This window comes from Ktedonobacter sp. SOSP1-85, assembly GCF_016587415.1.
Classification (GTDB): Bacteria; Chloroflexota; Ktedonobacteria; order Ktedonobacterales; family Ktedonobacteraceae; genus Ktedonobacter.
The window spans coordinates 567,175-581,214 of the sequence record NZ_BNJI01000001.1 but is presented as its reverse complement, the minus strand read 5'-3'; the positions used below and the strand labels follow the sequence as shown (position 1 = coordinate 581,214).

Here is a 14,040-nt window from a genome sequence, read left to right as displayed (position 1 = left end):
CAGGCACAACGATCACGTTCTGAGCGTGTTTTTTTATTTTGGCGCCGGTTAGCTGCTTGTGTGATAGGGAGCGTCGTCTTGCTCTCCCTGCTTGCGGCCTGTGGCTCTGGCGCGGGCGCTCTGGGAGGAGGCGACTGGCAGCAGAGCAGCCTGCGCCAGCCTGAGATACGGGCACTGGTGGCGCAACCAGACGACCCTAATACCCTGTATGCTGGCAATAGCCAGGGGCAGATATTTTATAGTACCGATGGTGGTAATAAGTGGAGCAGCACCAGCCCGGAAGTGCTCCAGAGAAGCGCAATTCAGGCGCTTACCTTTGACAGCGCGGGGAAGAAATTGTACGCGGCAACAGAGCATGGCCTCTTTGTTAGCTCGGCACCTACGCAACAGTGGCAGACGCTTGTGAATGCATCAACACACCTGCCCTCGACCAGTTATACTACCATCGCTGTCGACGAGGTACACTCTAATCATCTCTATGCTGGCACAGTTGACCAGGGAGTCTTCATAAGTAGCGATAATGGCACTACCTGGAAGCAGGCGAACTCGGGCCTGCCAGGTCACGTGGCGATCAAGCAACTGGTGTATGATCCTGCGACGCATCGACTCTGGGCCGTGAGTGCTGAGGGCCTCTATCGCTCCGATGACCGGGGCGAGAACTGGCAGGCGGTGTCGACGAGCCTACCAGCGACGACCGAGCTAAATGTAGTCATGCCCGCCTCCGTTGGCGGGGGACGCCAGGGATTGATCTACCTGGGAACCTCGAAGGGAACCTTTCTCTCACAAGATAATGGCCTGCATTGGATAAGTGGAAAATCGCCTCTGCCAGGGCTACAGATTTACAGTATCCTGGTTGATTTTCGCCAGCAAACGAATACGGTCCCGGTCTATGTTGGTAGCAGTATCGGGCCGCTACGCAGCGATGACGAGGGGCAAAGCTGGCGCAGCATTGCCAGCGGCTGGCCCCGGAAGATCCCTGCCTATACTATGATCCTGGGAGCTAGCGACTATGCTCGTTTATATGTCGCTGGTCGCGATGCCCTTTATCAGTATCCTGGTACAAGCACAGGCTTCTCGGCTGATCGGTTGCTCCCATTTGTAATCGTAATTGCGTTCTTTGGCCTGCTCTACTGGCTCCTTCAACGTGGACGAAGGCGTGGTTTGCGGAGCAGGGAATCGGAGCGCGAGAGCGGGGCGACACAGAAGGATTAAGTATATCATCCAGCAAAGAAGATGAGATGTGAGAGGGCGTTGAGCCCTCTACGGATGATGTGTGCCCAGGAAGGCAACGGCGAGATAGAGGAGATAGAGGAGGACGCAGATCAGGACAATCGAGCCATAGCAGGTGAGTGACCAGGCACGCTTGGTATTGAGGGCCTGGCGCAACTGCTCACCCATGTCAGGTGGATCTAGCTCCAGGTCGGGATGTAGCTCTTGCAGATGAGGGAGGAATGCGCGAAAATCCTTGGCATTACTCATACCCTCCGCTAAAATAATGGTCTCTCCATCCGTCAGATCGGCCATAAGAACCAGCTTGGAAGGGGTTGGATCACCGGGCGTCAGAATCAGGCGCTTGAGCTCCTCCAGGGGTAGGCGTATTTCATGGCCTTCCTCTAGCGAGGTAACGACCAGTTCATCCTTATAGAGCTGTATTTCTTTGCCCATGCCATAGCGTACGGCACTGATGGGGTACTTTTTGACTACTTCATTATCGCTCATGCGTACTTCTTCTCTCTGAGATAAGAGTGGTCTATCGACTAAGATTGTACAGCATATTGATGTGAGCGTCGAGAGTGGAGGACCTGCTACTGATAGGGGAGCCTGATAAGGCTTTGCGAGGGGAAGCGGGTTTTCTTGACAGAAAGCGCATTTGAATTTACAATCAAGAGAGAATATCAGAGCAAGCAGCCAGACGCTTTTGCCCCTTGAGGTAAGAGGCGTGTGAGCTGTATAGACGACAGCGTCTCACCTCTAGGCGCGTTCCTGCCATCCCGTGAACGGAGATGGGCCTCCAGAACGGAGTTTCGGTGAAAGTTGCGGTGTTATGGCCCAAGTAGGTTTGCTGGAAGATAATGTACGCATAGCACGCCTGTGTGCAACCATGCTGCAATATGCAGGTCATCAGGTGACGATCTATGACCATGCTCTCGAATGTCTGCAAGCGTTACTCCCCCCAACAGAGATCTCTTCTCAAGCCACTTCCTTGCAGCCTCCCATTTTGCCGGTCGATGTACTGATTCTTGATCTGCATCTGCCAGATGTTGATGGTTTAGATGTGCTACGCCGCTTACAGGCGCATCCCCTCACACAACGCCTCCCGTTGATCTTTTGCACTGCGGCTGCGCTCTCCGAAGTTGAACTGGCTTTGTCGATTGCTCCCCACGCCAGTGTGATTGAGAAGCCTTTCACCTTTAAGGATCTAACTTCGGCAGTCATTAATGTGTTGCCCTCCGCTACCAAGTAGGGGCATAAAAGCGTCTTCCCGCCTGCGGCGCTCATTGGATAAAGGGTGTGCATACATAATGGGCTTTTGCCCATTATGTATGCACACCCTTTATCCAATGTCTTCCGCCCCGTTTGCTAGTGGGCTGGCAGCATAAATCTACGCACGAGATTCCAGGTAGGCATGCACCGCCTGGGCGTTAGGCAGGCCGAGGGCGTGAAGCGCGATGGCGCGAGCCTGCTCTGTATCTAACTGGCGTAGACGTTGTTTGACGAGCGGGACAAAGCTGGCGGTCATGCTAAACTCGTCCAGTCCCAGGCCAAGGAGAACCACTGCCGCCAGGGGATTTCCCGCCAGTTCGCCACAGAGGCCAACCCATTTCCCATGCGTATGGGCAGCGTCGATAACCATGCGGATGAAGCGCAAGACCGCTGGATGGAGGGCATCAGCGAGGTAAGCCACGGCGGAGTTGGTGCGGTCGGCTGCCATCACATATTGAGTGAGATCGTTGGTGCCAATGCTAAAGAAATCGACATGTGGTGCAATGACATCAGCCATCACGGCGGCCGCAGGTACTTCAACCATGATGCCGATTTCAACCTGTTGCGCGTACCGGGTGTTTTGCGCACTGAGAGTGGCCTGAGCCTGCTGGACCTGTGCTCGCAGGGCCTCGACCTCTTCCAGGCTGCTTACCATGGGGAACATGATTTTGAGATTGTGGCCCTCACCAGCTCTGAGCAGTGCGCGGAGTTGCGCTTGCAGGAGGTCGTTATGTTCCAGGGCCAGGCGTGCACCACGGATACCTAGAAATGGGTTCATCTCGTTGCTCATGTGCAGGTATGAGGCGGGTTTGTCGCCGCCGATATCAAATGTACGCACGACAACGGGGCGCTGGTCCATAGCCTGGAGAATGGAGCGATAGATGGCGTATTGCTCGTCCTCGTCGGGAGCGGCCTCACGTTCCATGAAGAGAAATTCTGTGCGCAGAAGACCGACACCATCGGCTCCCTGGCGCAGGGCTTCGGCAACCTGCTCCGGTGTGCCAATGTTCGCGACGACCTCTATCGTGTGCCCATCGCGTGTCGTTGCGGGCTGGTGCGCATCCTGGAATGCATCCTGGCGCGCCTGGGTCAGGGCCTGGATTTCTTGCTGGTAGGTTGCAAGGGTGGCTTTATCTGGATCCAGGATAATTTCTCCACTTGCCCCATTCACAATGGCCCGTTGCCCATCATGGAGGTTTTCAATGGCCTTTCCAAGCCCGGTGATGGCTGGAATGCCAAGCGCTTTCGCCAGAATGGCCACATGGGAGGTTGGACCACCTTCAGCGATACAGAAGGCGCGTATTTTCTCGTTTTCAAATTGAATAGTCTGGGAGGGCGTGAGATCCTGAGCGACAATGATCGCGGGCTCGGAGAGCGCCAGTTTCTGCTCCTCGACACCTTGTAAGATCCGCAAGACACGTTGGGCAACATCTTGCAAGTCCGTAGCGCGGGCGGCGAGATATTCATCATCAATGGCCCGTAATTCGGCGACGGCCTGTTGCGTGCTCTCTTGCCAGGCGTAGGCAGCGCTTACCTGTTGTTGCTGTAGCATACTGTCTACCCGGTCAAGTAGTTCTGGATCGTCGAGAAACATTTCGTGGGCTTCAAAAATAGCGGCCTCGCCTGCGCCAACGTTGTGCTGCGCCTGCGTTGCGAGCGCCTGAATTTCTTGCCTGGCCTGAGCAATGGCCTCCTCCAGGCGCGCTTTTTCTCTCGCGGGATCGGTGCTTGTGCTGTGGGCGACATTCAGGGTCGTCTCCGCATAGTGATGAAGGTGTCCGATGGCGATACCAGGAGAGGCTCCGACGCCTCGCAAGGTGGTGGTGGGCATGCCTATCTACTCCATCTCCTGAAAGTTTTGCATGATCAGTTCGCAAAGCGCTTTGACGGCGGCCTGTTCATCATCGCCCTCAGCGGTAATCCGCAACTGGTCATTCATCTGAATGCTGGCCGAAAGAAGGCGGAGCATGCTCTTCGCATTGACCGGCTGACTCCCCTTGGTTATATTCTCAATAGAGATGGCCGAGGCGTATTGCGCGGCCCTTTTGGCAAAGAGGGCCGCTGGGCGTGCATGCAGCCCAACTTCATGTTGAATGATAACTTCCTGTGATGTAGCCAAAGGTATCTCCCTTTCCGGTATGCTCTACTCTCAAAGATGGGGGTAACGTTTGGGTTGCTCCTGTTACCTTTCTGAAGAACGGTTGTGAAGGTGGGCTTATTCGTCTTCGTCAGCAGGCTGACCACTGAGGCGAATGACCCCTTCGCGTGCGGTTTGAACCGCGAGGCTGGCTAACTCTTGCAGCGTCGAATTCTCGCGCTGGGTAAGCATCTCCAGGAGCATAGGTAGATTGGTGCCACAAATGACCTCTGTGTCGCTCTTGGCCAGGTGCAGTCCGATATTGGCCGGACTCCCGCCGAGAATATCTACAAGGACGAGTGCTCCTCCCTGGTCTCCAACTTGCAGGAGCGCGGCCTCTATTTCATGACGCAACGTGGCAAGATCCGCCTGAGGAGGCATGCCAATCGCGATCAGCCGCTCCTGAGGACCAATAATCATCTCCGCTGCATTTTTGAGACCTTCCGCCAGTGTGCCATGCGACACAAGGACAATCCCAATCAAGTGTTTCCCTCTCTTTGGTGCAAGCAAGGAGACACCAGGTGTGGTCGTGCAGGTGTCTCAAGGTACTGCCTCTTCGGAAACCTGAGCGCGTGAACGCTAGCCACGAGAGTGGCGCCGCGCCCCCGAGTGGGGGTTGGTTTCCGTCTAAGAAGGTAGTGAACGTTGAACGAATAGCCAGGAATAGAATACTAATCTAGACTTCCAGGACAAAAAGCACATCTCGCCCAGCTTTAACAGGCCCCTGGGCATGCTGTGTGACTGTTCCCGCACCCGAAGAGACGACGGGGCTGATGACGGATTTACCCAGGCGTTCGATGGTAGCCCGATTGAAGCGTACAATCGGCGTTCCAGCCTCAACGTGCTGGCCCTCGGTGGCGATATTCTCAAAGCCCTCACCGCCCAATTCAATTGTGTCCAGGCCAATATGGACGATCAGTTCCACACCTTCGGGAGTGGCGATACCAAAGGCGTGACCGCCAGGGAAGAGCTTGATGAGGTCGCCGCTCACGGGTGCGACCGCGACCGCACCTTCTGGCGCGATGGCGACGCCGTCTCCGGCCATCTTCTGCGCGAAGACTTCATCGGGAACGGTTTCCAGGGCGACGGCTGTGCCATCAATGGGTGCTAAAATGGGAATACGTGCCATTATGTTCCTTCCATCCAGGTAAAATGTAAAAACCAGGTATGCTAGCCGTATGAGTAGCCAGTCTATACAATGACTGGCTACTCATACGGCATCAGGCGTTAAGCGTTTTCTTCGACAGTGGTCTTCTCTTTAATAATGCGGCCCATACGAGCAGCGATGCGATCCGACTGGGTTCCCATCACTACCTGTACAACTTTACCGCGTTTGACAACCCCAGAGGCGCCAAGACTCTTCAAGCGAGGCTCGTCAATCGAATCAGGCTCGTTGATGAAGAGGCGCAGGCGCGTGATGCAGCCTTCAACGCTCTGGATGTTCTCTTTGCCACCCAGGGCATCAACGACGTTGCGCGCCAGGACTGTATCTTTGTCTTCATCAGCCGTGGTCGCCGTTGCGGTGGCAACAGTGCCTGGTTTGGGGCCGCGCTGGCTCTCGGGGAGAATCCAGTCCGCGCTCAGACCGGTGGATTCTTCGCCGCGTCCAGGTGTCCCCAGGTTGAAGCGCTTGATGCAGAAGCTAAAGACAAAGTAGTAGACGACGCCGTAGATGAGACCGATGAGCAAGAGTAACAGCGGGTTGGTCGTATTCGACTTGTTAAAGTTCAGGGCATAGTCGATAAAGCCAGCTGAGAAACCGAAGCCGATTTTAATGTTGAGCAGGGTACAGATGGCTAGCGCGGTTCCTGTGAGCAAGGCATGGATGACGAAGAGAACTGGCGCGACAAACAGGAACGCGAACTCGATAGGCTCTGTGATACCGGTCAGGAACGAGGCGAAAGCGGCGGAGAGCAGGATACCAGCCGCGACCTTCGGGTATTTCGCCTGGCGAATCATGGCCAGACAGGCGCCTGGTAGACCGAACATCATCATGGGGAAGAAGCCAGCCATGAAGTTGCCGGCGGTGGGATCGCCCGCGAAGTAGCGGTTCAGATCTCCATGAACCACGCCAGTCGCACCATTGTATGTGCCGAGCTGGAACCAGACATACGAGTTCAGCACGTGATGCAGACCAACGGGAATCAGCAAACGGTTCAAAAAGCCATAAATACCAGTGCCGATAGGACCAAGGGAGACGATGCCCAGGCCCACACTATTGATGCCCTGCTGGATAGGGGGCCAGATATAGCCCAGGACAATACCCAGAATAAGCATTGTGAAGGCGGTAATGATGGGGACAAAGCGGCGTCCGCCGAAGAAGGCCAGGTAATCAGGGAGGCGAATATCATGGAAACGTTTATACAGCCCGGCTGTGATGAGTCCAACCATAATACCAGAGAGGACGCCCATATTAATGCTGGGATCGGGCTTACCATCGACCTGAGGGATAACGGTATTGAAGACTGCCGTAAAGACCAGGAAGCCTACCAGGCCTGCGAGAGCGGCTGCGCCCTCACCACCAGCAAGACCGATGGCGATGCCGATAGCAAAAATTATTGGTAGGTTGCTGAAGACCGCATTGCCTGCTGCCGCCAGCCAGGGACCAAAGACATGGCTCCCGATAGCCACCATCCAGGGTAATTGTACGAAGTCGTCCTGTCCAAAGCGCAGCAGCAGGGCGGCGGCTGGCAGAACGGCGATAGGTAGCATAAGCGAGCGGCCAATACTTTGCGCGCCGCCTAAAATACGGTCCCATCCGCTCGATTGAGAGGATGTGGAGACAGCTGAATTGCCAATACTCATGTGTTGTGCTCCTCTTTCCTTGCGAGTCTGGCGTAATGAAAAGTCGCTTGTATGAAGGGGACCTTTCTCTACGCATTCCATTGCGCGTGAACCTCTGATCCGAACACCCTGAGCGCGACGCGCTAGACACGTATGTGGCGTTGGGTTTCGGAATAAGATCGAAGTCGAAAAATGAGAAAACGAGTGCTGTTTTGATACAAACATTGTATCGAAAGGACGAACGTTGTCTTTGTGGATTCACCTCCTTTTGCGTCTATGGTGCTCCATTGACATAGACTTTTCTTATTGGCCACATGCGCGTGAAAAACGAACAAAATGTGCTATCAGAACCTCTTGCTCGGGTTGAGCGACAGGGAAAGAGCAAGCGGACTCAACCCTTGGGTGTACCAACTCCATGGCCCTGGCGTGTCTGTTGACCGAAAAAGAAGGACGATTTGCTGGTATTGCTACTATCGCGCTTCTCAACGGGAAATTGAATCTCAGTGATATAAGACTCAAAATCCCCTTCGCGTTGCAGACAGACCTTGCGGCAATGGCCGGTAATAGTGTAGTCATTGACCTGGAGCCACATGCCCAATGCCTGGTAGGCCTCCATCATGGTATCGGGACTGCCGTGATGGAGGAGTGTTGCCATGGTATTGACTCCCGGAAGCTCGCGTACCGTGATTTTTCCACCGCTCTGCTCCACAATGTTGCCAACGGAGGAGCTATGCACGGGAACAGCGATCTCAATGCCACTGGTATCATCTTCGTGATAGCCACCATCTTGTTCGATATAGAGAAGATGATCGACCTGCTTTACGCCCTGGCGTTGAAGAAAGTCAAGCATCTCGTTCGCAAGTTGATGTCGTTGTGTGCTATTTGCCACAACCTTTCGGCTTGAAGCGACGATTTGAGGTTTAATCTTTTTGATGGCCACTTCGTGAGTAGGTTTCGCATCATCCATCTCAATCTGTTTGAGACGAGATTCGACACGTGCCAGCCGTTCTTGTTCTGCCTGGACACGTTGCTGGAGTTCGATTTGTTTGAGTCGGAGCATGCCACGTATTTGCGCAGGAGGAACCTCTTCGTCCAGGAGCTGGACGATTTGCGAGAGCTCAAATCCCAGGTCTTTAAAGGCCAAAATACGGTTCAGACGGGGTAACTGGTCAATCGAGTAGTAGCGATACCCCGTTGTGGGATCGACCTGTACTGGTTTGAGCAGCCCAATTTCATCATAGTAGCGAAGTGTGCGCATGGACACCTGACTCAACTTTGAGAAATCGCTAATTTTGAACAAGGCTTGCGTTCCTCTTTCTCTTGCAGAATCTCCAGGGATAGGTAGAACTCGTCATCGCGTTCTTGCTGAAGTTATTACTAAGCATAAACTTTGCCGTGACGTGAAAGTCAAGTCTTCTTCAGACGAATTTTTCTCTTGAGAGAAATGTAGCAGAAAAATAGTAAGCAAGCTATTGTGTAGAGAGAAATGTAGCAGAAAAATAGCAAGCAAACTATTGTGTAGAGAGAAATGTAGCAGAAAAATAGCAAGCAAACTATTGTGTAGTAGGTAGTGTGGCATGCTCTCGTAGCCTCAGGCTACGAGAGCATGCCACACTACCTACTACACAACGAGCGCCGCAGGCGCGAGGAGTCAAGTTAAATGCAGAGGCAGGAGAGAGGATATATGCTTCCTCTCTCCTGCCTCTGTCTCGCGTCTAGAGTCTTGCTTGAAGCAGCTCTAGGAGCGAGATTTAGCGCTCACGCGTGTTGGTGTTGCGCGGGGACTGTTTCTGCGAGCCTGAACTCATTTGCTGACAGGTGTCCATCAGGTTTTGTGCGGCCTGCTCGGGAGTGATGCCGGCCGCCTGAGCGGCAGTAACAATATCGCTCTGGGTGATATTGCGGCTATCACCATGATTGTCATTCACTTTGCCGCAACCACAGCTAACGCACATAGTAGATGCTCCTTATGCTGACTAACGATGTAAAAAAAGTCTCTCTCAGTGAACCCGTTACGGGCCAGTGCTGGCTAAACGCGAGCATAGGCCTCTTGCACCACACGATCAATCGTGTAATGAAGTTTTTGCGCGTAGAGAGCCGTCTTCTCACCAGTGAACCAGGCGGCTTCGCGAGCAGCCTGAAGTTGGCGGCTATCGTTGGGAAGACCACGCGCAATCGGGGTGCGTGGAGTCAGGCGATCATAGTTTTCGCGCAGGCTGAAGCGCTGCTGTACGGGTGATGTGCCCAGATCGACATAGCCACCATCGACGCCGAGCTGGCGGAACTGCCAGTAGTGTCCATCATTGGCGTTGAACCAGGTGATATAGCCACCGGGAAGCACCTGGCGGGGCTCAGTAATGGCGCCGGTGTAGCTATAGCGCTCGCCGTTGGCGCGCACAGGCTCATAGTAGTGAGGTGTGCAGAAGTCGGAGACGAGGATGTCATTGACGGTGTAGGCCAGTTCCGCGCCCTGACAGGGATCGCAGATGCCAAGGAGGTACTGAACGCGACCATGCTCTCTCTTCAAAGAGGGGCCGGCAACCAGGCGATTCCCATAAGGATCGGCCAGCATCTCCAGGCACTCATGGCTGGCGCTGAGTGACCAGCTATTGGAGTACTGGACGAGTGCGTAGGGCTGACCCTGCTCATCGAGGTGGAAGCCGAGTGCGTGATCAGGAACATTGGCGCGAACGATGATGGGCCAGTAACCCAGGGGCACATCCTCCAGGCGGCTGAAGGCATCAACGGTTCCATAGATATTCCAGATGGGGGAAAAATCGCGGGTTACCTGCTTTTGGAGTGCCGCGGCGACGCGAGTCAGTTCTGGCATGCTAATGGCATCGATCTCCGACACCAGGGCAATGTGTGAAAACATCATAGTATCTTTTTCTCCTGAATACTGTATCTGGCAGGAAATATGTTCCGTAAAAAGGAAGCGAGTGGCCAGTTGGCCTGCGCTCTCTTTTTGTTTCTACACCCAACGTACCCCTGCCGAAGCAAATACGCATTTGCAAAAGAGAACTCAAGAATGAGAGCAATAGAGTGGCATATAGAAAGAAGCCTTTCTTCCTGGCTTACCTAATCTTTAGCTTTTTCTGCTCGGTATAATGGCAATGGGAAAGAGCACCATGCAAGGAAAAAGGAGTGAGATAGCTATGTCGCAATGTGAACAATGTGGCAATGAGTATGACAAGGCCTTTGAGGTCAACATGTCCGGAAAGAGGCATGTGTTTGATAGCTTTGAGTGCGCCATCGCAGCTCTAGCGCCTACCTGTCAGCACTGTGGCTGTCGGATTGTGGGGCATGGAGTAGAGACGCATGGCTCGATGTATTGCTGCGCCCACTGCGCGCGCAAGGCGGGCGCGCAGGACATGCGTGACCGCGACGCTTAAGCAAACACAGATACTATTTTTGATATTGCTTATAGCCAAGTAGAGAGGGAAGCTGAATCCTATAAGTTTTAGCTGTATAGGGGGCTTCCCTCTTTTATTACAAGAAAAAGGAGAACAGCAGGGTCCCAATCCATTCTTTCTCAACTTTAAATTGACAAATATTTTTCTCGCAGTTACACTTTCGTTAATTACGAATTACTACTGATCCGAAAACCCTGAGCGCGAAGCGCTAGACACGCCAGTGGCGTTGGGGTTCGGAATAAGATTTTAATGTATTGGCCATAATGTGTTGGCAGAAAAAACTCAATGCTTGAAAGAGGGGTTAAGGATGACCAGGATTGCTGCGCTGCGCTGTGAATATGCCCAGAATCCACTCGGTATCGATTGTGTGTATCCCCGTTTCTACTGGCGTCTGGAGGCCTCCCAACGTGGGGCTCGCCAGAGCGCCTATCAAATTCTTGTTGCGTCTAGCCCCGAGGCATTAGCGAAGCGAACCTCGTTGCTCTGGGATAGCGGCAAGGTGCTTTCGGAGCATTCAACCCATATTGCATATGCAGGTCTCTCTCTCCAATCACGACAACGGGTCTGGTGGCAGGTGCGTATCTGGGATGAGCAGGGCCAGGTAAGTGATTATAGCGAGCCTGCATGGTGGGAGATGGGCCTATTGCAACGTGATGATTGGCGTGGGCAATGGATGGTTGTACCAGAGCCAGAGCAAGCTGCAGCCCATTTTTCTCCACACCTTGCACAGCAGTCAGGGGTGCTGGCGGAAGAAATTGAGCGCTGGCAACACATCCAGGCTGAATTTGACGAGAAGGCTCGCCCTTGTCCGCTGGTGCGCAAGGAGTTTCGGGTTGGCGCCGGACTCAAACAGGCGCGTCTCTATGCGACCGCGCGCGGCCTCTATCTCCTCTCGCTCAATGGGCAGCGTGTTGGTGATGACTATTTCCGCCCTGGTTGGACCGACTATCATCAGCGTTTACAGTACCAGACCTATGATGTGACTTCGCTCCTTGTGCCGGGCGAGAACGCTCTAGGCGTTATTCTGGGGGATGGCTGGTATCGTGGAGTCATGAGCTGGCTAGGCCAACGCAATTTTTATGGCCAGTCGGTGCAAGCCCTGGTGCAGCTTGAACTGGAGTATAGTGATGGCTCGCGTGAAGTCGTTGTCTCAGACGAATCCTGGAAAACGGCGACCGGGGCCTTACAGTACTCAGATATGTTGATGGGCGAGGCCTATGATGCACGCCTGGAGCAGCCTGGATGGGACCAGGCTGGCTTTGATGAGGCGCACTGGCAAGCGGTCACTATTCAGCCTCTGGATGCGACCTTACTCGTGGCACAGTATGGACCGGGTGTCCAGAAGGTGGCTGAGTTAACGCCGCAGCAGATTCGAGAGCTACAACCCGGTACCTATCTTGTCGATCTGGGGCAGAACATGGTTGGCTGGATGCGGCTACGCGTGACGGGGCCAGCCGGGACAACGGTGCAACTGCGTTTCGGCGAGATGCTGCAAGCTGATGGGACGCTCTATACCGAGAACCTGCGCACGGCGCGAGCGACGGATCTCTACACACTCAAAGGCGAGGGTGAAGAGGTGTATGAGCCACATTTTACCTTCCACGGCTTCCGCTATGTCGAGGTTACGGGCTATCCTGGTCAACTCACCAATGAGCATATTACTGGTATTGTTGTACAGACCCCGACGCCGCCAACAGGTTCCCTCCTGAGTTCAAACGCTATGCTTAATCAGCTTGTGCATAATATCGAGTGGGGGCAACGCGGCAACTTTTTAGAGGTCCCAACGGATTGTCCCCAGCGCGACGAGCGCCTGGGCTGGATGGGTGATGCCCAGATCTTCGCGCGGACCGCGACCTATAATGCAGATGTGGCCGCGTTCTTTACCAGGTGGCTGAGTGATGTGGCGGATGCCCAATCTCCCGAGGGCTGGCTGCCAAATATTGTCCCCAGCATCATTGATCCCAGGGCTGGCGCTCCGGCCTGGTCAGATGCCGGCATTATCGTTCCCTGGACGCTGTACCTGGCCTATGGCGATACCCGCCTGCTTGCACGCCAGTACACGTCGATGACGCGCTGGCTGGAGTTCCTGGTCGAGGCCAATCCCGATGGGCGCTGGCGCAAACGACGCAATGGCGGGGGTGAGGGGCAATGGGACTTTGGTGACTGGCTTTCTATCGAGGCTGAGACACCAAAGGACGTCATTGCCGATGCCTTTTTTGCGCACAGTGCCGCTCTCCTGGCAAAGATCGCACGTGTCCTGGGGCGCGAAGACGACGCAATGCGTTACGATAAACTCTTTGCGCGCATCCAGACTGCGTTCCAGACCTCGCATATCACGCCAGACGGGCGGGTGGCGGGCGAAACGCAGACTGGCTATGTTCTGGCTCTGCGCTTCGGCCTTATGCCTGAGGCTCTGCGCCCTATAGCCACACAACACCTGGTTGAGGATATCCAGCGTCGAGGCGGCCATCTCTCGACTGGCTTTGTAGGCGTTGCGCATCTCCTGCCAACGTTGACCGAGAATGGGCGCGTTGATGTTGCCTACCAACTCCTGCTTAAGGACACTTTTCCCTCCTGGGGCTACTCTATTCGGCATGGCGCGACCACCATCTGGGAGCGTTGGGATGGCTGGACGGCTGAAAAGGGCTTTCAGACCCCGCTGATGAATTCGTTCAACCATTACTCCTTTGGTTCGGTGGGAGAGTGGCTCTATCGCTATGCGGCGGGTATTGAAACCCAGGAGATGCCTGAGCCCGCCTTCAAGCAGAGCATATTGCGCCCCTTCCCGGACCCCTCTCTGCAACGCCTGCGCGCCGTCTATGATTCGATTCATGGCCGCATCGTAAGCGCCTGGGCCTATGAGGAGTCAACCTTTACCTGGCAGATTGAGCTACCGCCCAATACCACCGCAACGGTCTATGTTCCAGCCGCTCCAGGAGCGCTCATCAATGACCAGGAGCCCCAGGCGCTTCGGGAAGAGGGCCTCACCTTTGTACGACGCGAGGAGAATGCCGCTGTCTACACAGCGCAAGCAGGTCATTACCAGTTCACGGTTAGTATGTAGATAGAAAGCGACATTGTGGCAGCAATACTCTGGCAGGGGGAGAATGAGGCGCTCAGCGTGACGCTCTTATAGTCAACGCAGCAGGCCTTGCACTGGCACAAGCGAGCGCATTGGTGGCCTGAATTTCTTTTCCTGAAGAGGTGTATTGTGGCATACTA

At 54.4% G+C, this 14,040-nt stretch carries 13 protein-coding genes; 4 read left to right on the top strand and 9 right to left on the bottom strand.

What is annotated here, in order from left to right:
• The first annotated feature begins 78 nt into the window (after positions 1-78).
• The gene (locus tag KTE_RS02785) at positions 79-1,212 is read left to right on the top strand and encodes a hypothetical protein (protein ID WP_201378266.1); all 1,134 of its coding nucleotides are present in this window, start codon (positions 79-81) and stop codon (positions 1,210-1,212) included.
• Positions 1,213-1,260: 48 nt separating this feature from the next.
• On the opposite strand, the gene KTE_RS02780 is transcribed toward KTE_RS02785, so the two are convergent.
• The gene (locus KTE_RS02780) at positions 1,261-1,719 is read right to left on the bottom strand and encodes a hypothetical protein (protein ID WP_201378264.1); all 459 of its coding nucleotides are present in this window, start codon (positions 1,717-1,719) and stop codon (positions 1,261-1,263) included.
• 325 nt (positions 1,720-2,044) lie between these two features.
• Between KTE_RS02780 and KTE_RS02775 the strand changes: the two genes are divergently transcribed.
• Positions 2,045-2,464 carry a response regulator gene (locus KTE_RS02775; protein WP_201378261.1) on the top strand — a complete coding sequence of 140 codons (420 nt, stop codon included), beginning with the start codon at positions 2,045-2,047 and terminating at the stop codon, positions 2,462-2,464.
• A 138-nt stretch (positions 2,465-2,602) separates the two neighbouring features.
• Here the strand turns inward: KTE_RS02775 and ptsP are convergent, their stop codons facing one another.
• The 8 genes from ptsP to KTE_RS02735 all read right to left on the bottom strand — a co-directional run bounded on the left by ptsP (position 2,603) and on the right by KTE_RS02735 (position 10,283).
• Positions 2,603-4,315: a phosphoenolpyruvate--protein phosphotransferase gene (gene ptsP, locus KTE_RS02770; RefSeq protein WP_201378259.1), complete on the bottom strand. Its 1,713-nt coding sequence runs from the start codon at positions 4,313-4,315 to the stop codon at positions 2,603-2,605.
• A gap of 6 nt (positions 4,316-4,321) precedes the next feature.
• Positions 4,322-4,603 carry an HPr family phosphocarrier protein gene (locus tag KTE_RS02765; protein WP_201378257.1) on the bottom strand — a complete coding sequence of 94 codons (282 nt, stop codon included), beginning with the start codon at positions 4,601-4,603 and terminating at the stop codon, positions 4,322-4,324.
• Between the two features lie 96 nt (positions 4,604-4,699).
• Entirely contained in the window at positions 4,700-5,104 is a 405-nt protein-coding gene (locus tag KTE_RS02760; RefSeq protein ID WP_201378254.1) for a PTS sugar transporter subunit IIA, read from the bottom strand.
• 193 nt (positions 5,105-5,297) lie between these two features.
• Complete coding sequence (locus KTE_RS02755) at positions 5,298-5,750, bottom strand: PTS glucose transporter subunit IIA (protein WP_201372203.1); 453 nt, start codon at positions 5,748-5,750, stop codon at positions 5,298-5,300.
• A 98-nt stretch (positions 5,751-5,848) separates the two neighbouring features.
• Entirely contained in the window at positions 5,849-7,426 is a 1,578-nt protein-coding gene (nagE, locus tag KTE_RS02750; RefSeq protein WP_201378252.1) for an N-acetylglucosamine-specific PTS transporter subunit IIBC, read from the bottom strand.
• Between the two features lie 370 nt (positions 7,427-7,796).
• Entirely contained in the window at positions 7,797-8,705 is a 909-nt protein-coding gene (locus KTE_RS02745; RefSeq protein WP_201378251.1) for a MerR family transcriptional regulator, read from the bottom strand.
• Between the two features lie 451 nt (positions 8,706-9,156).
• A complete protein-coding gene (locus tag KTE_RS02740) occupies positions 9,157-9,360 on the bottom strand; it encodes a hypothetical protein (RefSeq protein ID WP_007904321.1) in 204 nt (67 codons plus the stop codon).
• A 74-nt stretch (positions 9,361-9,434) separates the two neighbouring features.
• The gene (locus KTE_RS02735) at positions 9,435-10,283 is read right to left on the bottom strand and encodes a hypothetical protein (RefSeq protein ID WP_201378250.1); all 849 of its coding nucleotides are present in this window, start codon (positions 10,281-10,283) and stop codon (positions 9,435-9,437) included.
• Positions 10,284-10,560: 277 nt separating this feature from the next.
• Here KTE_RS02735 and KTE_RS02730 point away from each other — a divergent pair, with 277 nt between their 5' ends.
• Both KTE_RS02730 and KTE_RS02725 read left to right on the top strand, forming a co-directional pair.
• Positions 10,561-10,797, top strand: coding sequence for a hypothetical protein (locus KTE_RS02730; RefSeq protein ID WP_007904316.1), 237 nt, complete (start codon positions 10,561-10,563; stop codon positions 10,795-10,797).
• A 328-nt stretch (positions 10,798-11,125) separates the two neighbouring features.
• Complete coding sequence (locus tag KTE_RS02725) at positions 11,126-13,882, top strand: alpha-L-rhamnosidase (protein ID WP_201378249.1); 2,757 nt, start codon at positions 11,126-11,128, stop codon at positions 13,880-13,882.
• The last annotated feature ends 158 nt before the right edge of the window (positions 13,883-14,040 follow it).

What these genes read in the sequence shown, in the direction of transcription:
- KTE_RS02725 (WP_201378249.1), top strand. Translation starts at nt 11,126, where the DNA reads ATGACCAGGATTGCTGCGCTGCGCTGTGAATATGCCCAGAATCCACTC.
- ptsP (WP_201378259.1), bottom strand. Translation starts at nt 4,315, where the DNA reads ATGCCCACCACCACCTTGCGAGGCGTCGGAGCCTCTCCTGGTATCGCC.
- KTE_RS02780 (WP_201378264.1), bottom strand. Translation starts at nt 1,719, where the DNA reads ATGAGCGATAATGAAGTAGTCAAAAAGTACCCCATCAGTGCCGTACGC.
- KTE_RS02775 (WP_201378261.1), top strand. Translation starts at nt 2,045, where the DNA reads ATGGCCCAAGTAGGTTTGCTGGAAGATAATGTACGCATAGCACGCCTG.
- KTE_RS02755 (WP_201372203.1), bottom strand. Translation starts at nt 5,750, where the DNA reads ATGGCACGTATTCCCATTTTAGCACCCATTGATGGCACAGCCGTCGCC.
- KTE_RS02740 (WP_007904321.1), bottom strand. Translation starts at nt 9,360, where the DNA reads ATGTGCGTTAGCTGTGGTTGCGGCAAAGTGAATGACAATCATGGTGAT.
- nagE (WP_201378252.1), bottom strand. Translation starts at nt 7,426, where the DNA reads ATGAGTATTGGCAATTCAGCTGTCTCCACATCCTCTCAATCGAGCGGA.
- KTE_RS02735 (WP_201378250.1), bottom strand. Translation starts at nt 10,283, where the DNA reads ATGATGTTTTCACACATTGCCCTGGTGTCGGAGATCGATGCCATTAGC.
- KTE_RS02730 (WP_007904316.1), top strand. Translation starts at nt 10,561, where the DNA reads ATGTCGCAATGTGAACAATGTGGCAATGAGTATGACAAGGCCTTTGAG.